General features: G+C 65.8%; 18 protein-coding genes. 16 read left to right on the plus strand and 2 right to left on the minus strand.

The annotated features are described in order from the left end of the window. The first annotated feature begins 15 nt into the window (after positions 1 to 15). Positions 16 to 984 carry an acyltransferase family protein gene (locus tag SAMIE_RS05620; protein WP_066699566.1) on the plus strand — a complete coding sequence of 323 codons (969 nt, stop codon included), beginning with the start codon at positions 16 to 18 and terminating at the stop codon, positions 982 to 984. 2 nt (positions 985 to 986) lie between these two features. On the opposite strand, the gene radC is transcribed toward SAMIE_RS05620, so the two are convergent. Next, positions 987 to 1,682: a RadC family protein gene (radC, locus tag SAMIE_RS05625; RefSeq protein WP_066699564.1), complete on the minus strand. Its 696-nt coding sequence runs from the start codon at positions 1,680 to 1,682 to the stop codon at positions 987 to 989. Positions 1,683 to 1,827: 145 nt separating this feature from the next. Here radC and SAMIE_RS05630 point away from each other — a divergent pair, with 145 nt between their 5' ends. From SAMIE_RS05630 to SAMIE_RS05640, 3 genes are read left to right on the plus strand one after another with little or no spacing between them, the layout of a single operon-like run. Then, positions 1,828 to 5,058 (plus strand): intermembrane phospholipid transport protein YdbH family protein, encoded by a 3,231-nt coding sequence (locus SAMIE_RS05630; protein ID WP_066699562.1) that lies wholly within the window; start codon positions 1,828 to 1,830, stop codon positions 5,056 to 5,058. Next, positions 5,055 to 5,243 (plus strand): YnbE family lipoprotein, encoded by a 189-nt coding sequence (locus SAMIE_RS05635; RefSeq protein ID WP_066699560.1) that lies wholly within the window; start codon positions 5,055 to 5,057, stop codon positions 5,241 to 5,243. The genes SAMIE_RS05630 and SAMIE_RS05635 overlap by 4 nt, the downstream gene beginning before the upstream one ends. Then, positions 5,240 to 5,635 (plus strand): YdbL family protein, encoded by a 396-nt coding sequence (locus tag SAMIE_RS05640; RefSeq protein ID WP_066699559.1) that lies wholly within the window; start codon positions 5,240 to 5,242, stop codon positions 5,633 to 5,635. The genes SAMIE_RS05635 and SAMIE_RS05640 overlap by 4 nt, the downstream gene beginning before the upstream one ends. Here the strand turns inward: SAMIE_RS05640 and SAMIE_RS05645 are convergent. Continuing rightward, a complete protein-coding gene (locus SAMIE_RS05645; RefSeq protein WP_066699558.1) occupies positions 5,617 to 5,937 on the minus strand; it encodes a metalloregulator ArsR/SmtB family transcription factor in 321 nt (106 codons plus the stop codon). The genes SAMIE_RS05640 and SAMIE_RS05645 overlap by 19 nt on opposite strands. Before the next feature lie 191 nt (positions 5,938 to 6,128). Between SAMIE_RS05645 and SAMIE_RS05650 the strand changes: the two genes are divergently transcribed. The 12 genes from SAMIE_RS05650 (at position 6,129) to SAMIE_RS05705 (ending at position 16,233) form a co-directional block, all read left to right on the plus strand. Next, positions 6,129 to 6,470, plus strand: coding sequence for an AtpZ/AtpI family protein (locus tag SAMIE_RS05650; RefSeq protein ID WP_066699554.1), 342 nt, complete (start codon positions 6,129 to 6,131; stop codon positions 6,468 to 6,470). A gap of 30 nt (positions 6,471 to 6,500) precedes the next feature. Further along, a complete protein-coding gene (locus SAMIE_RS05655) occupies positions 6,501 to 7,286 on the plus strand; it encodes a F0F1 ATP synthase subunit A (protein WP_066699553.1) in 786 nt (261 codons plus the stop codon). Positions 7,287 to 7,339: 53 nt separating this feature from the next. Next, positions 7,340 to 7,567: a F0F1 ATP synthase subunit C gene (locus SAMIE_RS05660; RefSeq protein WP_004207392.1), complete on the plus strand. Its 228-nt coding sequence runs from the start codon at positions 7,340 to 7,342 to the stop codon at positions 7,565 to 7,567. Positions 7,568 to 7,665: 98 nt separating this feature from the next. Next, the gene (locus tag SAMIE_RS05665) at positions 7,666 to 8,160 is read left to right on the plus strand and encodes a F0F1 ATP synthase subunit B family protein (protein ID WP_066699552.1); all 495 of its coding nucleotides are present in this window, start codon (positions 7,666 to 7,668) and stop codon (positions 8,158 to 8,160) included. Further along, complete coding sequence (locus SAMIE_RS05670) at positions 8,153 to 8,770, plus strand: F0F1 ATP synthase subunit B family protein (RefSeq protein WP_066699551.1); 618 nt, start codon at positions 8,153 to 8,155, stop codon at positions 8,768 to 8,770. Before SAMIE_RS05665 ends, SAMIE_RS05670 begins: the two co-directional genes overlap by 8 nt. A gap of 125 nt (positions 8,771 to 8,895) precedes the next feature. Next, positions 8,896 to 9,612 (plus strand): SDR family NAD(P)-dependent oxidoreductase, encoded by a 717-nt coding sequence (locus SAMIE_RS05675; protein WP_066699548.1) that lies wholly within the window; start codon positions 8,896 to 8,898, stop codon positions 9,610 to 9,612. Between the two features lie 48 nt (positions 9,613 to 9,660). Then, on the plus strand, positions 9,661 to 11,574 hold the full coding sequence (gene uvrC / locus SAMIE_RS05680) for an excinuclease ABC subunit UvrC (RefSeq protein ID WP_066699546.1): 1,914 nt from the start codon (positions 9,661 to 9,663) through the stop codon (positions 11,572 to 11,574). A 73-nt stretch (positions 11,575 to 11,647) separates the two neighbouring features. Further along, on the plus strand, positions 11,648 to 12,382 hold the full coding sequence (gene recO, locus SAMIE_RS05685) for a DNA repair protein RecO (RefSeq protein ID WP_066699543.1): 735 nt from the start codon (positions 11,648 to 11,650) through the stop codon (positions 12,380 to 12,382). 49 nt (positions 12,383 to 12,431) lie between these two features. After that, positions 12,432 to 13,475 carry a 3-isopropylmalate dehydrogenase gene (gene leuB / locus SAMIE_RS05690; protein WP_066699540.1) on the plus strand — a complete coding sequence of 348 codons (1,044 nt, stop codon included), beginning with the start codon at positions 12,432 to 12,434 and terminating at the stop codon, positions 13,473 to 13,475. A 77-nt stretch (positions 13,476 to 13,552) separates the two neighbouring features. Next, entirely contained in the window at positions 13,553 to 13,966 is a 414-nt protein-coding gene (locus tag SAMIE_RS05695; RefSeq protein WP_066699536.1) for a hemerythrin domain-containing protein, read from the plus strand. A gap of 63 nt (positions 13,967 to 14,029) precedes the next feature. After that, positions 14,030 to 15,028: a threonine dehydratase gene (locus SAMIE_RS05700; protein ID WP_066699533.1), complete on the plus strand. Its 999-nt coding sequence runs from the start codon at positions 14,030 to 14,032 to the stop codon at positions 15,026 to 15,028. Continuing rightward, positions 15,025 to 16,233, plus strand: a complete 1,209-nt coding sequence (locus SAMIE_RS05705; protein ID WP_066699530.1) for a trans-sulfuration enzyme family protein — start codon at positions 15,025 to 15,027, stop codon at positions 16,231 to 16,233. Before SAMIE_RS05700 ends, SAMIE_RS05705 begins: the two co-directional genes overlap by 4 nt. Positions 16,234 to 16,262 lie beyond the last annotated feature (29 nt).

A 16,262-nucleotide genomic window follows, 5' to 3' on the forward strand; every position in this document is an offset into this window, starting at 1 on the left:
TAGGTCGTGGTGGCGATGGACAACAGGGGGGAACAGGACGGCAGGCCGCGCCCGGCAACGGAGCGGCTCGACTGGGTGGATGTCGCTCGTGGCATCGGCATAGTGGCGGTCGTGGTCGGCCATGTATGGACGCGGGGCAGCCTGCGCGGCGCCATGTACAGCTTTCACATGCCGCTTTTCTTCCTGCTATCCGGGATGCTGGCGCGGCCCCAGCCTGCCGGTCCGTTCGCGCGGCGGCTGGCCGTCACGCAGATGCGCCCCTACGCCGCCTGGCTGCTGCTGCTGATCCTCGCCGACCAGATCATCGAGCGGGCGAAGGGCGGCGTGCCGATCTTTCACCGGTGGCCGGAGGATGTCCTGCCGATCCTGCTGGGCGGTTCCTGGCTTCGGGGTCCGTTCACGATCTTCTGGTTCGTGCCCTGCCTTGTCGGCGCGCGCATCCTCTTCAACCTGATCCTGAGCCGTTCGCCCGACCCGTTCGACCGCAGGTGGACCCTGACGCTTCCGCCTTTATTGGCCTCCGCATACGTCCTTGGCTGGTGGACGCAGGCATCGCCGCTGGGCCTGTTGACCGTGCCGATGGCGGTTGTGCTGCTATGGGCCGGACTGGTGTGGGGAAGAGTGGGCTGGCATCGCGCGATGCTCCTGCCGCTGGCCCTTCTCGCCATCGTCGGGCTGGCGGGATTGGTCCCGACGCTCAATATGAAGGCGGCGAATTATGGTGCGCCGCTGCTGTCCATCGCGGCGGGGGTGGCGACGTCGCTGCTGATCTTCCGGCTCTCCATGGGGATTGCGCCTTTTGCCGCGCCGTTGGCATCATTGGGCCGGGCCTCGCTGACGATCATGTATCTCCATGTCGCCATCATCCATTATCTGACGCCATATCTCGGCAAGCCATGGCTGCTCGTTCTGGCGCTGGCGGGGCCGTGGGGGCTTTCGATCCTGATTGCGCGCTCTCCCACAGCGCGGTGGTGGCTTGCCTGACGTCAGAGCAACCCCTTGGCGCGCAGGCTCACATGGCCCTGCGTTCCGATGATGATATGATCATGCACGCCGATGCCGAGCCGTTTGCCCGCGTCGATGATCTGACGCGTCACGTCGATGTCCTGCCGGCTGGGTTCGGGCGATCCGCTGGGATGGTTGTGGACGAGGATGAGGGCGGCCGATCCAAGGTCGATGGCGCGCTTGATAACCTCTCGCGTATAGATCGCCGCCTGATCGACCGACCCGTCCCCCATATGATCGTCGCGGATCAGCATGTTGCGGCTGTTGAGATGCAGCACACGCACGCGCTCCACCGTCAGATAGGCCATGTCGGCGCGCAGATAGTCGAGCAGCGCCTGCCAGCTCGCCAGCACGGGCTGCGCGGCCACTTCGTTGCGCAGCATGCGCAGCGCGGTCGCCTGCACGATCTTGATTGCCGCGATGCTGGTGTCGCCCATGCCGGGGACGCGTGCGATCTGCGCCCAGTCCGCGGCCATGAGACGCCCGATGCCGCCGAACTCGCGGAGCAGCGCCTTGGCCAGCGGCTTGGTGTCGCGGCGCGGAATGGCAAGCGCCAGAAGATATTCGATCAGCTCATGGTCATGCAGCGATTCGCCGCCGCTGTCCGCCAGCTTCTGACGCAGGCGCGCGCGATGGCCTGCGCCATCATGCGCTACTTTGCTATCCTTTTCGGCCAAGTGACTTAAATCCCCCGTCTGCCTTCGGCCCCTCTCGTTCGACGCTATGCGTTGCGGATTTGAGCGGCAAGGATATTTAGAGAGAGCCGGACGTTATGGATGCGTCACGGACGCACAGGGCCGTAAGCCGGGGTTGACCAGAGGAATGGAAGAAACGGACGGCGAAGACAGGGTGCGCCGGGGGTGGGCGCGCTGGCTGGGAGTCGGCACGGGTTCGCTCGCTCTGGTTCTGGTCGCCCTGTGGACGCAGCGGTCCCCTATCGCCGAAAATTTCGTCAATCGCGAACTGGCCCGGCGGGATGTCCGGGCGGATTATGATCTGGTCGATGTCGGGTTGCGAACCCAGCGGATCGAGAATCTGGTGCTGGGCGATCCGGCGCGGCCCGATCTGACGGCGCGGTGGGTGGAGGTGGACATCGCTTTTGCCGGACTGACGCCGCAGGTCGCGGCGGTGCGGGCAGGCGGCGTCAGATTGCGCGGCGCGATCCGCGATGGCGCGCTGGCGCTGGGGGAGGTCGACAAGTTTCGCAACCCCGCTTCAAAAGAGCCTTTCAGCCTTCCGGACCTTGTGCTCGGCCTGCGCGACGCGCGCCTGACGCTCGACACCGATGCGGGCCGGGTGGGAATGCAGATCGACGGCAGCGGCAATCTGCGCTCGGGGTTCAGCGGCAGACTGGCCGCCGCGATGGTCAAGGCCAGCGCTGGCGGATGCGGTGCGACCGCCGTTCGGGCGATGCTGGACGTGACGACAAGAGCGGGACGTCCCGGCATCAAAGGTCCGGTTCAGGCCGGAGCGCTCGGCTGCCCGGCCGCCGGCTTCAGCCTTGCGCGACCGGAGGGCTTGATCGACCTCACCCTCGGCCCGGCGATGGAACGTTGGGAAGGGCAGGCCGACCTCAAGGGCGAAGCCATGCGCGTCAGCATGGTCACGCTCGCAAGGCCGGAAGGCCGCCTGTCGTTCGAAGGGTCCGCAAAGGGCACGAAAGGCGGCGCGACAGTCGCGGCCAAGGCGCTGGGCGGAGCGGGCGTGGGGATGCGCGACGCGCTGCTGCGCGGGCAATGGGCTTTGGGCCGGGATGCGATCAGCGCCAGCGGCCAGTTGAGCGCGAGCGACCTGCGACGCACGGGGCGGGATGCAATGGCATCGTTTGTGGCGAGCAGCCGGGCGACGCCGGTCGGGCCACTGGTCGAACGTATCGCCTCCTCGGTCCGGCAGGCGGAGCGTGCGAACCGCCTGCGGGCGGGCTTCGCCTTTCATCAGCCGGGCGGTCGGGGCAGCCTCACGATTTCGCATGCGGCGCTTACTTCGGTCAGCGGTGCGCGGCTTGGCCTAGGGCAGGGCAGCAGTCTTGCGCTGCTATGGCCCGGCAGACGAGGTGGCATCGACTGGACGCTCGACGGGTCGTTCACCACCGGCGGCGGCGGATTGCCGCATGGAGCCTTGCGGCTGGCGCGGCGTCCTGCGGGCGGCTTTGGCGGCGATCTGTTTCTCGACCCCTATGCCGCAGGCGATGCCCGGCTCGCGGTCGACCGCGTGAGGTTCGTCGCGGACAGGGGCGGCGCGACGCGATTTGCTACAACAGCGCGGCTCGATGGACCGTTGCCGGACGGTCGCGTGCGCGCACTGGTCCTGCCGGTCGGCGGACGAATCGCCGCGGACGGATCGGTCGCGATCAATCCGGACTGCGCGACGGTGGCGTGGGAAGAATTGCGCTATGCCAGCTTCATGGCCGGCCCGACGCGCCAGCAAGTCTGTCCGCTGGAGGGCGGCGCGATGCTGACGCTGAACCAATCCGGTCTGCACGGAGGCTTTTCCGCACGCGGTCTGGCACTAAATGGCCGGAACGGCGGCAGTCCGATGCGGTTCGATGCGAAACGGGCCACCTTCGCACTCCGCGGCAATCGCGTTGCGCTGTCCGGCGCCGCTCTGCGTATCGGTGCGGGCGAGTCGCCGGTGCGCCTGTCTGCTGCGGCTCTGGAAGGCGGACCGGGTGCGCAGGGCTTTACCGGCACGGTCAGCGGCATGGGCGGCCAGATCGGGTCCGTGCCGCTGATCCTTCAGGATGGGAAGGGCGACTGGCGCTTCGCATCCGGAGCGCTCAGCCTGCGTGCGGCGACGGAGGTGCGCGATGCAGCGTTGCCGGCGCGGTTCGAGCCGCTGGCCATCCCTGACGCGCGGCTCACGATGAAGGGCGGCCGCATCGATGCGGCGGGCACGCTCACCACCCGACGCGGCGGGGTGAAGGTTGCGGACGTCGCCATCGCGCATGATCTTGGCAGCGGACGCGGACATGCCGACCTGAATGTGCCGGGCCTGAAGTTCGGACCGTCGCTCCAGCCCGAGGAGGTGACGCACCTCACGGTCGGCGTCATCGCCAATGTCGCGGCCACGGTGACGGGCACGGGCCGGATCGACTGGACCGGCGCCAATGTCACCAGCACCGGCACGTTCCGCACCGACAATGCCAGCCTCGCCGCCGCGTTCGGCCCGGTCGAGGGGCTTTCGGGCGAAATCCGCTTCACCGACCTCATCGGCCTCGTCAGCGCGCCGGGGCAGGAGGTGCGTATCAGGTCGGTCAATCCGGGCGTTGAAGTGCGCGACGGCATCGTACGCTATCATCTGGAACCGGGGCAGAAGGTGCGGATCGAAGGGGGCGGCTGGCCCTTTTCCGGCGGGGAACTGGTGCTGCTGCCCACGACCATGGATTTTTCGGCGGATGTCGACCGCTACCTGACATTTCGCGTCATCGGCCTCGACGCCGGGGCGTTCATTCAGGCGATGGAGCTGGAGAATGTGTCGGCGACAGGCACGTTCGATGGCATCATGCCGCTCATTTTCAACGCGCAGGGTGGGCGTATCGCGGGCGGCGTTCTGGTCGCGCGGCAGCAGGGGCTGCCGCCGCTTGTCATGCCCGAAGGCGTGCTGCCGACCATCCCCTGCGATCCCAAGAGGCAGGGCGGCGTTCTGTCCTATGTGGGACCGGTGTCGAACGAAAATCTGGGAGCGATGGGCAGGATCGCCTTCGACGCTCTCAAGGATCTGCAATATAAATGCCTCAGCATCCTGATGGACGGCGCGCTCGATGGCGAGATGGTGACGAATGTCGTTTTCAACGGCGTAAACCGCGGAAAGATCGGCGATGCCCCGGCGGGGCTGGTCCGCAATTTCACCGGTCTGCCCTTCATTTTCAACGTGAAGATCGCCGCGCCTTTCCGCGGCCTCCTCAAAACCGCGCAGTCCTATATCGACCCGACGCAGACGATCCGGGACGAAATCGGCAGGCAGGCGCAGGAAAAGATGCGCGCGCAAGGCGCGCAGGGGCTTGCGGTTCAGCCTTTGGACAGCGACACTATGCGAAACGGGGAACCGAAATGAAGACACGCGCACTCATCATGGCCGGGATCGCAGGCCTGTCGCTGGGGGGATGCATTCAGGTGAAGGCACCCGACAAACCCATCGAGATCAACCTGAACGTCAAGGTTCAGCAGGAAGTCGTCGTCCGCCTCCAACGCGACGCGCAGTCGCTCATCCAGAACAATCCGGAGCTGTTCCCGCAATGACAAGCAAGATCATCCTGATCGCCGCCGGTGCCGCTGTCGCGCTGGCTGGCGGCATCATGCTTTCCGCCCCCGCGCGGGCGCAGTCGGGTGCGGTGGCCGCCGCGATGAACGCCGGAGCGGTGGGCGAGCAGGCCGATGGCTATCTCGGCATCGCCGGATCGGTCGGCGCGGACGTGCGCACGGAGGTTGACGCCATCAACATCAAGCGCCGCGCCGCCTATACCCAGTTGGCGAGCCAGCGCGGCGTGACGGTGCAGGATGTCGCGGCGGCAACGGCGTGTCAGACGCTGGGGCGGCTGAAACAGGGGCAGGTCTATCGGATTGGCGCTGGCGGGTGGCAGACCAAGGGTGCCGACCCGATCGGCCTGCCGTCCTACTGCGCCGGAGCCTGAGGGCGGCTACGCCTTCCTTTGCGACTTTCGATGATTGCGCGCGCGTCGGGACAAAAGTCCGACAGAAACGCGTAAATTTGCCCCGTCAACTGATCGGGCAACAGCGAATAGAGAACATATTGCCCATGTTTCTGTTCGCGCACGAGGGCCGCGTCCCGCAGCACGGCCAGATGTTTCGAGATGGACGGCATCGTCATCTCGAAATTGTCGGCGATTTCCCCCACCGTCATCGGCTCATGGCCCAGATACCGAAGAATGCGGCGGCGCGGTTCGGACGCCAGCGCCTTGAAGATCCTGTCCATGCGCATTTAGCTAAATAGGAAATCAGGCAAATGCAAGGATCGGACGGCGATGGGAAAAGTCCGGAATTTTCCTGCTTTCAGGCGGGTTGACACTCCTCCGTTGCCTTTCTAAAGCGACCCCGCCTTGACGGGTGCAGCCGCAAGCGCCATGCCGACTTGCCACGGGGATCGACCCCTTGTGGAGCAGGATCATGGCAGCGGACACACCCGGACACGACCCGGCGGGCGAGGACTCGCGCATCGCTTCCCTTGAGAAGCGGATCGCGAAGGCCGAGCGCGCCGAAAAGATCAGGCAGGGGGCCACGGAGCAGCAGGCGGACGACGGGTCTCGCCTCGGCAACAGGGTGCTTGCGGAACTGATCGGCGGTCTTGTCGGCGGTGCGTTGATCGGCTGGGTCTTGGACAGGCTGTTCGGCACATCCCCATGGCTTCTGCTCGTCTTCCTCGGTCTCGGGATCGTGGCGGCGTTCAGGAACATCATCAGATTGACGACGGTGAAGCGTCCCGACGAACAGGGACCGTCCTCACCCTAGTCCGACCAGCGAAGCGTTACAGGGGTCAACGTGGCAGAATCCGGCAAAATCGATCCGATGCATCAATTCGCCATCGAACCTCTGTTCGGTACGGATCATCTGTCGATCGGCGGCTTCAACATCGCCTTTACCAACAGCGCGCTCTACATGGTCGCTGCTGCGGTCGTGCTGTGGATCTTCGTGGTCGGCGGCATGAAGCGCGAGCTGGTGCCGGGCCGCTGGCAGATGGCGGTCGAATATATGACCGGCTTCATCAAGAACCTGCTGATCGCCAATATCGGCGACAAAGGCCGGAAATATATTCCCTACGTCTTCTCGCTGTTCATGTTCATCCTGCTGGCGAACCTGTTGGGTCTGCTGCCGCTCGGCCTTTTCGGGCTGCACCCCTTCACCTTCACCAGTCACTTCACGGCGACCGGCGTGCTCGCGATCATGAGCTTTTCGATCGTCCTGATTGTCGGCTTCTGGAAGCATGGCCTGCACTTCTTCTCGCTGTTCGTGCCGCATGGCACCCCGGCGCTGATGGTGGTGCCGCTCTTCTTCATCGAACTCGTGTCCTTCATGGTGCGGCCGTTCAGTCTCGGGCTGCGACTGTTCGTCGCCATGACCGCGGGCCACGTGCTGCTGAAGGTGCTGGCTGGCTTTGTCATCAACAGCGCGAATGCCTCGCCGGCGCTTGGCTTCACGGTCGGCACGGCCAGCTTCATCCTGATGGTCGGGATCAGCGCCCTCGAAATGCTGGTCGCGGTCATCCAGGCCTATGTGTTCGCATTGCTGACCTCGGTCTATCTGAACGACGCCGAGAATCTGCACTGAGATTTCAACCTCATTCCTCAACCTTTTTCTGATTTAACAAGGGAGTTTACGACATGGACGCAGAAGCCGCAAAGCTGCTCGGTGCTGGCCTGGCCGCAATCGGTGCGGGCATCGCCGCCCTCGGTGTGGGCAACGTGTTCAGCAGCTTCCTGGAAGGCGCGCTGCGCAATCCGGGCGCTGCCGACGGCCAGCAGGGCCGCCTGTTCATCGGTTTCGCCGCGGCGGAACTTCTGGGTCTGCTAGCGTTCGTTATCGCCATGATCCTGGTGTTCGTGGCCTGAACAGCCCGATCTGGAAGCGGGCGGAGCGGCGTGATAGACGTCCCACCGCCCGCATCCTCTGAATTTTTGACCGCCCTCTGACCGGACGGACCCGTAAGATGCCTCAAATCGCGCAAATCGCCGATACCTATGCCAGCCAGATTTTCTGGCTGCTGCTGACGTTCGGTTTCGTCTTCTTCGTCATCGGCCTTGGCATGGTGCCCAAGGTGCAGGGCACGGCGGACGCTCGCGATGCGAAGATCAGCGGCGATCTGGACGCGGCCAAGGCGGCGTTCGCCCGCGCGGACGAAGCCGAAGCTGACTACAAGGTCCGCGATGCCGCGAACCGCTCGACCGCTCAGGCGGTGGTGGCCAAGGCAAAGGCGGACGCAGCCAAGGCTTCGGAGACGCAGCTCGCCGCTGCCGATGCCGAAGCAGCGGCGAAGATCGCTGCCGCCGAAGCACGCATCCGGGCGGCGAGTGACGCGGCGCTGGCGCAGATCGAAACCGTCGCTGCCGATGCGGCACGCGACATGGTGGCGCGCATTTCCGGCGTGGAAGCGTCGGACGAAGCGGCCCGCAACGCAGTAAAGGCGGCACTGGCCCATGGCTGAGGCAGCAGCACAGCAGCACGGCGCTGATACGGCGCCGAACCTCGATCAGGCGATCCATTCCGAGGGGATGGAGCCGGTCGGCACCGTGGCGCACGAAGGCGTCGCGCCGCACACCGATCCCAAGGCAGTCGGCATGGACGCAACGGCGTGGGTCAGCCTCGCCATGGCGGTGTTCATCCTGATCCTGCTGGTCAAGAAAGTCCCCGCGCTGATAGGCGGCGCTCTCGATGGGCGCATCGCCCAGATCAGGGAGCAGCTCGCGGAAGCCTCCAGGCTCCGCGCCGAAGCCGAAGCGCTCAAGGGCGAGTATGAAGCGAAGCTCTCCGCCGCCGCCGGTGAGGCCGAAGCGCTGCGCAAGGCTGCCGAGCATGAAGCCGAGGCGCTGATTGCCGATGCCAAGGCGAATGCGGACGCGCTGGTGGTTCGCCGGCAGAAGATGGCGGAGGACAAGATCGGCGCTGCGGAACGGGCTGCGGTCGCCGGTATCCGCGCGCGGGCGGTGAATGCCGCGACGGTCGCGGCCACGACGCTGATCGCGCAGGGGCATGACGCGCAGGCCGACAAGGCGTTGGTCGATCGCGCCATCGGGGGCATCGGCACGGTCAACTGACCGGTCGTCGGTTTATCGCAAAAGGGCCGGTGCGTTCGTCGCGCCGGCCCTTTTGCATTGATGCGCGCTCTGACTGTCCGATCGGGCACATGGCGGCAGAGGCTGCCGCGTACTAACCTGTCATCATGGGCGATCTGTCCGCATGTATCTTCGGCGCGAGCGGCGGTATCGGAGCGGCGCTGACCGCACGGCTGGCAGACCGGGCCGATGTGCCCGTCGTCTATGCAGGCGCACGTTCCGCGATGAAGGCGAGCGGGAAGGTCAGACCATTTCTCTTCGACCTTGAAGATGAGGCGTCGCTGGCGAAGGCCGCCATGATGATGGCGGATGCCCCGCCGCGCCTCATCATCGTGGCGACCGGCATGCTTCACGGCAATGGCATCCAGCCTGAAAAGTCGCTGAAAGCACAGACCGCGGACGCCTATGCGCGGCTCTTCGCGATCAATGCGACCGGGCCTGCGCTGATCGCCAGACATATGCTGGTCAGCCCGCCGCGAACGGGCCGGTTCGTCTTTGCGGCGCTTTCGGCGCGTGTGGGGTCGATCTCGGACAATCGGCTCGGCGGCTGGCACGCCTATCGCGCATCGAAGGCGGCGCTCAACATGATCGTGCGCAATATTGCGATTGAGCTTGCCCGCATCAATCCGGAGGCGATCGCTGTGACGCTGCATCCCGGCACGGTCGATACGGATCTGTCGGCGCCGTTCCAGCGCGCTGTGGCAAAGGACCGGCTGTTTTCTGCTGACCACGCCGCGCAGCGCCTGCTGGAGGTGATCGACGGTCTGACCCCGGAACAATCGGGCCGCTGCCTCGCCTGGGACGGCTCCGTCATCCCGTTCTAGCGGCCGGCCTGCCATTGCCAAACTGCGCGGCGGCGCTATCTGACATCCATGTCCGGCCCGCAATCTCCCGACCGTTTTAACGAAGACAAGGCCACCTACACCGTCACGGGCAGCCAGCCGGATATAGACGCCGGCGTGGCGGCGATCCGCTTGGTGCTCAAGACGCTGCCGGTGCGCCCCGGCGTCTATCGCATGCAGGATGCGCGCGGCGATGTGCTCTATGTGGGAAAGGCGCGGGCGCTCAGGAACCGGGTCGCCAGTTACACGCAGGTCGACCGCCTGCCCAAGCGGCTTCAGCGCATGGTCGCACAGACGCGCAGCATGACCATCGTCACCACCAACAGCGAAGCCGAAGCGCTGCTGCTGGAGGCGCAGCTCATCAAACGCTACCGCCCGCCCTACAATGTGCTGCTGCGCGACGACAAGAGCTTCCCTTTCATTCTGCTGCGGGAGGATCACGCCTTTCCGCGCGTCCAGAAGCATCGCGGCGCGCGCAAGGCGAAGGGCCGCTATTACGGCCCGTTCGCCAGCGCCGGGTCGGTGACGCGGACGATCAACGCGTTGCAGAAGCTGTTCCTGCTGCGGTCCTGCACCGACAGCTTCTTCGCCAACCGCTCGCGGCCGTGCCTGCTCTACCAGATCAAGCGCTGTTCGGCTCCCTGCGTCGCCCGCATCGACGAAGCGGGCTATGCCGAGCTGGTGCGTGATGCACAGGACTTCCTCGGCGGCAAGTCGACCGCCGTGCAGAAGAAGCTCGGCGCGGCGATGCAGCAGGCTTCGGACGCCATGGACTTCGAGCAGGCGGCGGTGATCCGCGACCGGCTCAAGGCGCTGACCTTCATTCAGGGCAGTCAGGCGATCAATGCGGAGGGGCTGGGCGACGCCGACATCTTCGCGCTGGCGGAGAAAGGCGGCGCGATGTGCATCCAGGCCTTCTTCATTCGCGGCGGCCAGAACTGGGGGCATCGCAGCTTCTTCCCCGTGCACACGGCAGAAGTCGCGACGGAGGAAGTGCTGGAGAGCTTCATGGCGCAATTCTACGAGGAAGTGCCGCCGCCCAGGCTGATCCTTGCCGACCGCGAACCGGCCGAGTGCGAACTGATGGCGCAGGCGCTGACGGAGCGTGTCGGCAGCCGAGTCCGGATCGAAGTGCCCCAGCGCGGCGAGCGCACCCGCCTCATCAAACAGGCGCAGCGCAACGCAGTGGAGGCGCTCGACCGGCGGCTCGCAGAAACGACCAGTCAGGGCCGGATCATGGATGAGCTGGTCGAGACCTTCGGGCTTGAGGGCGTGCCCGACCGGATAGAAATCTACGATAACAGCCATATTCAGGGCGCGCATGCGCTCGGCGCGATGGTCGTCGCCGGGCCGGAGGGCTTCCGCAAGAGCGCTTACCGCAAATTCAACATGAAGAATCCTGAAACGTCGAACGACGACTTCGCCATGATGCGCGAGATGTTCGAGCGCCGCTTCGGTCGCGCCCAGAAGGAAGATCCCGACCGCGAGAGCGGCGAATGGCCAGACCTCGTCCTGATCGACGGGGGCAAGGGACAATTGTCTGCCGCCCGCACGATGCTGGAGGAAATGGGGATCGAGGACGTCACCATGATCGGCGTCGCCAAGGGACCGCATCACGGACGCGAGGGGCGCGAGGTGTTTCACCTGATGGACGGGCGGGAAATCACCTTCCCGTTGAACCACCCCGTCCTCTTCTACCTCCAGCGCCTGCGTGATGAGGCGCACCGTTTCGCCATCGGCGCGCATCGGGCGAAGCGCAGCAAGGCGATCACCGTGTCGTCGCTGGATGAAGTGCCGGGCATCGGCCCCGCCCGCAAGAAGGCGCTGCTGATGCATTTCGGCACCGCGCGGGCAGTGCGCGACGCCGCGCTGGAAGACCTGCAACGCGCGCCCGGCGTATCGAAGGCGGTGGCGCAGCAGGTCTACGACTATTTCCACGGGTGAAAGGCTCCGGCTGTCACCGCGTGAGAGCGCTGGCGCCTATCGCCGGGCGGACGATCGCTCTATGCCTTGATGCATGCCGTCGCTCGCCACTTCCGCCATCATCTGCGCCGTGCGCCAGCATGGCGAGTATGGCGCGATTGCGCGGCTGCTGACGCCCGGTCACGGGCTGCTGCCCGGCTATGTGCGCGGCGGGCGGTCACGGGCTGCGCGACCCGTGCTGCTGCCGGGCAATGTGGTTATGGCGGAATTTCGGGCGCGGACGGACGATCAGCTTGCGGGCCTGACGGTGGAACTGGCGCATAGCCGCGCGCCCCTCCATGGCGAGCCGCTTCCCGCGGCCGCAATCGAATGGAGTTGCGCGCTGACGGCGGTGGCGCTGTCGGAGGGAACGCCGCACCCGGCGCTTCATCAGGCGCTGTCCGGCCTGCTCGATGCAGTGGAAGCCGCGCCCGCCGCACGCGGATGGGCTGCGGCGCTGGTGCGATATGAGATGCTGCTGCTGGCGGAAATGGGCTTTGGCCTCGATCTGACGCGCTGCGCGGCGACGGGGGAGGCAGTCGACCTCGCCTTCGTCAGCCCGCGCAGCGCCGCCGCGGTCAGCCGTGCCGGGGCGCTGGGTTACGAAAGCCGCCTTCTGCCGCTCCCGCCCTTTCTGCTGGAAGGGGGCATGGGCGACTGGGACCAGATTATCGACGGACTGCGCCTGACCGGCTTCTTCCTCGAACGCTCGATCCTGACCGACCGCCGCGCCGATGTGCTGGCCGGGCGCGAGCGACTGGTCCAGCGCCTCAAAAGGGCGGTTGCGTGAAAGCCTCTGTCTCCATAAGGGGCGGGCACGCAATAAAAGGAGTTCCGCCATGCTCATCGCCCTTTTTCCCGGAGACGGCATCGGCCCCGAGATCGTGACGCAGGCAAAGCGCGTGCTCGACGCGCTGGGGATCGACGGCCTCGCCTATGAGGAAGGTCTGGTCGGCGGCGCGGCCTATAAGGCTGTGGGGCATCCTCTGCCACCCGAGACGCTCGCCATCGCGCGGCGCGCCGATGCGATCCTGTTTGGCGCTGTGGGCGACCCCGATTGCGATGGGCTGGAACGGCATCTGCGTCCCGAACAGGCGATTCTGGGGCTGCGGAAGGAGCTGGGTCTCTTCTCCAACCTGCGCCCGGCGAAGGTGTTCCCCGAACTGGCCGGCGAATCGGCGCTGCGGCCGGAAGTGGCGGCCGCCATCGACCTGCTGATCGTTCGGGAAACCAACGGCGACGTCTATTTCGGCGAAAAGGGTTTCCGCACCACCGCCGACGGCCTTCGCGAAGGCTATGACGTCATGTCCTATAACGAGGCGGAGGTGCGCCGCATCGCCCATGCAGGGTTTCAGGCGGCGCGGGCGCGGCGCGGCACGCTCTGTTCGGTCGACAAGGCAAATGTGCTCGAAACGAGCCAGCTCTGGCGCGACGTGGTGATTGCGGTTGCGGCGGAATATCCCGATGTGGCGCTGAGCCACATGTATGTCGACAACGCCGCCATGCAGCTTGTGCGCAACCCCGGCCAGTTCGACGTCATCGTCACCGGCAATCTGTTCGGAGACATCCTGTCCGATCAGGCGAGCATGTGCGTCGGGTCCATCGGCATGCTGGCGTCGGCGACGCTCAACGACAGCAATCAGGGGCTGTATGAGCCGATCCATGGCTCTGCCCCCGACATTGCGGGGCAGGGCAAGGCCAACCCGCTGGCGACCATCCTGTCGGCCGCGATGATGCTGCGCTATTCGCTGGGCCTGTCCGATCATGCCGACCGGATCGAGGCGGCGGTGGCGCGCGCTCTGGCGTCAGGGGCGCGTTCGCCGGATCTTGGCGGATCGCTTTCGACCGTCGAAATGGGCGATGCCGTGCTGGCATCGCTTTAAATTCTCCTGATTCTTCAAAAAATTAGGAATTTGGAAAGCGATTCCCCCGATCTAGGGATCAAAAGGGGTCGCATTTCATGAAACATCAACTGGCGCAGGATCATGGCGCTCTCCGCACCATCATGCGGGATTTCGTTCAGGCGCTCGACCGCCGGGATATGCCGGACATCGCCCGGCGCCGGATCGAATTTTCGCAACTGTTCCGCAGCCACATGGCCCGCGAGGACGCTGCGGTGAACGCCATGCGGCGGAGCGAGACGCCGACGCGCGATCTCCAGACCGCTTGCGAGCATGGCCGTGCCGTGGTGTCGCTTTTCCTGCGTTACAGCGAACATCTCAAACGCTGGACACCGGCGCAGGTGGAGGAGGACTGGGCGGGGTATCGCCGAGCCGTGATCGAATTGCAGAATGCGCTGATGGATCGCATGGCGTGGGAGGAGGCGCATCTGCACCCGCTGCTGCCGCGCGCGGGGGATCGCGCCGCCGCCTAACGAAGGCCAGTCGCGCGCCATCGGTCCTTGTCGCTCCGGCGACCGGGCGGGTAATGGCGCAGGATGACCGACTTTTCCCTCGCTTCCCTTCGCTCCGCCGCTGCCATGGTGCATGCGCAGGTTCCGCCGTCGCCGCAATATGCCTGGCCTCTGCTGGCGCAGCGCACCGGATGCGACATTTGGGTCAAGCATGAAAATCATGTGCCGACCGGCGCCTTCAAGGTGCGCGGGGCCATCACCTATATCGACTGGCTGCGCCGCACTCACCCCGAAGTCGGAGGGATCATCACCGCGACGCGCGGCAACCACGGACAGGCGCAGGCGCGCGCGGCCAAAGCGGCGGGCCTCACCGTCACCATCGTTGTGCCCCATGGCAATGCGCGGGAGAAGAATGCGGCGATGCGGGCGTTCGGCGCGACGCTGATCGAACATGGCCATGATTTCGACAGCGCCAAGGCGGAAGCCATGCGCCTGTCAGCGGAGCAGGGGCTGCACATGGTGCCGCCCTATCATGACGAACTGGTGCGGGGCGTCGCCAGCTACGGTCTCGAACTGTTCGAGGCGGTTGCGGACATCGACACCGTCTATGTGCCCGTGGGTTGCGGGTCCGGGCTGTGCGGCACGATTGCGGCGCGCTATGCGCTGGGCCTTAAGACGAAGATCGTCGGCGTCGTGTCCGCGCATGCCGATGCCGCCAAGCGCAGTTTCGAGGCCGGGCGGCTGATCTCCAGCCCTACGGCGCACACCTTTGCAGATGGGGTGGCGGTGTGCACGCCGGTGCAGGCGGCGCTCGACTATTTCGGGCCGCGGGCCGACCGCTTCGTGGCGGTGACGGACGATGAAGTGGCCGACGCCATCCGCGCCTATTGGGAGGACACGCATAACCTTGCCGAAGGCGCGGGGGCTGTGGCGCTTGCAGCGGCGATGCAGGAAAAAGAGGCGATGCGCGGCAAGCGGGTTGCGGTAATCCTGTCGGGCGGTAATGGCGACAGGAGCCAGATGGCCGAGATACTGGGCGGCGGGACGCCGCGCGTGACGATGGATATGCGGAAAGCGATATGAAGCGGAAGAGCGGGCAGGATCGGGAGATCACGAAGAACTGGAAGCCGGCGACCCTCGCGGTGCGCGGCGGCACGGCGCGCAGCGAGTTTGGCGAGACGTCCGAAGCCCTCTTCCTGACGAGCGGCTACAGCTACGACCGCGCGGAGGACGCCGCCGCGCGCTTTGCGGGCGAGCAGGTCGGCATGACCTACAGCCGCCTCCAGAACCCGACCGTCGAGATGCTGGAGCAGCGCATCGCCCTGCTGGAAGGCGCCGAAGCCTGCCGCGCCACGGCGACGGGCATGGCGGCGATGACGGCGGCTCTGCTGTGCCAGTTGTCGGCGGGCGATCATGTGGTGGCGGCGAAGGCGGCGTTCGGCTCCTGCCGCTGGCTGACCGATACGCTGCTGCCGAAGTTCGGGATCGAGACGACGACCATCGACGCGCGCGATACCGATGCGTGGGAAGCGGCGGCAAAGTCCAATACCAAGGTCTTCTTCTTCGAAACGCCCGCCAATCCAACCATGGATGTGGTGGACATCGCCGCCGTGTGCGCCATCGCCAGGGCGCGGGGCATCACGACCGTGGTGGACAATGCCTTCGCTTCGCCCGCCCTGCAGCGGCCGATGGAGTTCGGTGCCGATGTCGTCGCCTATAGCGCGACCAAGATGATGGACGGGCAGGGCAGGGTGCTCGCGGGCGCGGTGTGCGGCACGCGGGACTGGATCGACAATGTGCTGCTGCCCTTCCACCGCAACACCGGGCCGACGCTGTCGGCGTTCAATGCGTGGGTGGTGCTGAAGGGGCTGGAGACGCTGGACCTGCGCATCCGCCGCCAGAGCGAGAATGCGCTCAAGGTCGCCGCCTTCCTCGAAACGCGGCTGCCAAAGGTGCTCTATCCGGGGCTGGAGAGCCATCCGCAGCACGCCCTTGCCATGAAGCAGATGGCAATGGCCGGGCCGATTTTCTCGCTCTACACCGGCGGCGGACGGGCGGAGGCGCATGGTCTGCTCAACGCGCTGCAACTGGTCGATATCAGCAACAATATCGGCGATTCGCGGTCTCTGATGACGCACCCGGCGTCCACCACCCATTATGGCATGGCGGAAGCGGCGCGGCTGGAAGTCGGCATCACCGAGGATATGCTGCGCCTCAATGTCGGGCTGGAAGATCCCGATGACGTGATCGCCGATCTCGATCAGGCGCTCAAGGCGATAGGGCGTTGACGGGCGAGGGGTTTGCAGCGCATTTCTGA

The organism is Sphingobium amiense (assembly GCF_003967075.1).
GTDB lineage: Bacteria > Pseudomonadota > Alphaproteobacteria > Sphingomonadales > Sphingomonadaceae > Sphingobium > Sphingobium amiense.

Bases quoted from the DNA above. Each gene is read 5' to 3' on its own strand.
- SAMIE_RS05645 (WP_066699558.1), bottom strand. From the start codon at position 5,937: ATGGACAGGATCTTCAAGGCGCTGGCGTCCGAACCGCGCCGCCGCATT.
- SAMIE_RS05635 (WP_066699560.1), top strand. From the start codon at position 5,055: ATGAAGACACGCGCACTCATCATGGCCGGGATCGCAGGCCTGTCGCTG.
- SAMIE_RS05665 (WP_066699552.1), top strand. From the start codon at position 7,666: ATGCCTCAAATCGCGCAAATCGCCGATACCTATGCCAGCCAGATTTTC.
- SAMIE_RS05705 (WP_066699530.1), top strand. From the start codon at position 15,025: ATGAAGCGGAAGAGCGGGCAGGATCGGGAGATCACGAAGAACTGGAAG.
- SAMIE_RS05695 (WP_066699536.1), top strand. From the start codon at position 13,553: ATGAAACATCAACTGGCGCAGGATCATGGCGCTCTCCGCACCATCATG.
- recO (WP_066699543.1), top strand. From the start codon at position 11,648: ATGCCGTCGCTCGCCACTTCCGCCATCATCTGCGCCGTGCGCCAGCAT.
- uvrC (WP_066699546.1), top strand. From the start codon at position 9,661: ATGTCCGGCCCGCAATCTCCCGACCGTTTTAACGAAGACAAGGCCACC.
- leuB (WP_066699540.1), top strand. From the start codon at position 12,432: ATGCTCATCGCCCTTTTTCCCGGAGACGGCATCGGCCCCGAGATCGTG.
- SAMIE_RS05670 (WP_066699551.1), top strand. From the start codon at position 8,153: ATGGCTGAGGCAGCAGCACAGCAGCACGGCGCTGATACGGCGCCGAAC.
- SAMIE_RS05640 (WP_066699559.1), top strand. From the start codon at position 5,240: ATGACAAGCAAGATCATCCTGATCGCCGCCGGTGCCGCTGTCGCGCTG.
- SAMIE_RS05700 (WP_066699533.1), top strand. From the start codon at position 14,030: ATGACCGACTTTTCCCTCGCTTCCCTTCGCTCCGCCGCTGCCATGGTG.
- SAMIE_RS05675 (WP_066699548.1), top strand. From the start codon at position 8,896: ATGGGCGATCTGTCCGCATGTATCTTCGGCGCGAGCGGCGGTATCGGA.
- SAMIE_RS05660 (WP_004207392.1), top strand. From the start codon at position 7,340: ATGGACGCAGAAGCCGCAAAGCTGCTCGGTGCTGGCCTGGCCGCAATC.
- SAMIE_RS05650 (WP_066699554.1), top strand. From the start codon at position 6,129: ATGGCAGCGGACACACCCGGACACGACCCGGCGGGCGAGGACTCGCGC.
- SAMIE_RS05630 (WP_066699562.1), top strand. From the start codon at position 1,828: ATGGAAGAAACGGACGGCGAAGACAGGGTGCGCCGGGGGTGGGCGCGC.
- SAMIE_RS05620 (WP_066699566.1), top strand. From the start codon at position 16: ATGGACAACAGGGGGGAACAGGACGGCAGGCCGCGCCCGGCAACGGAG.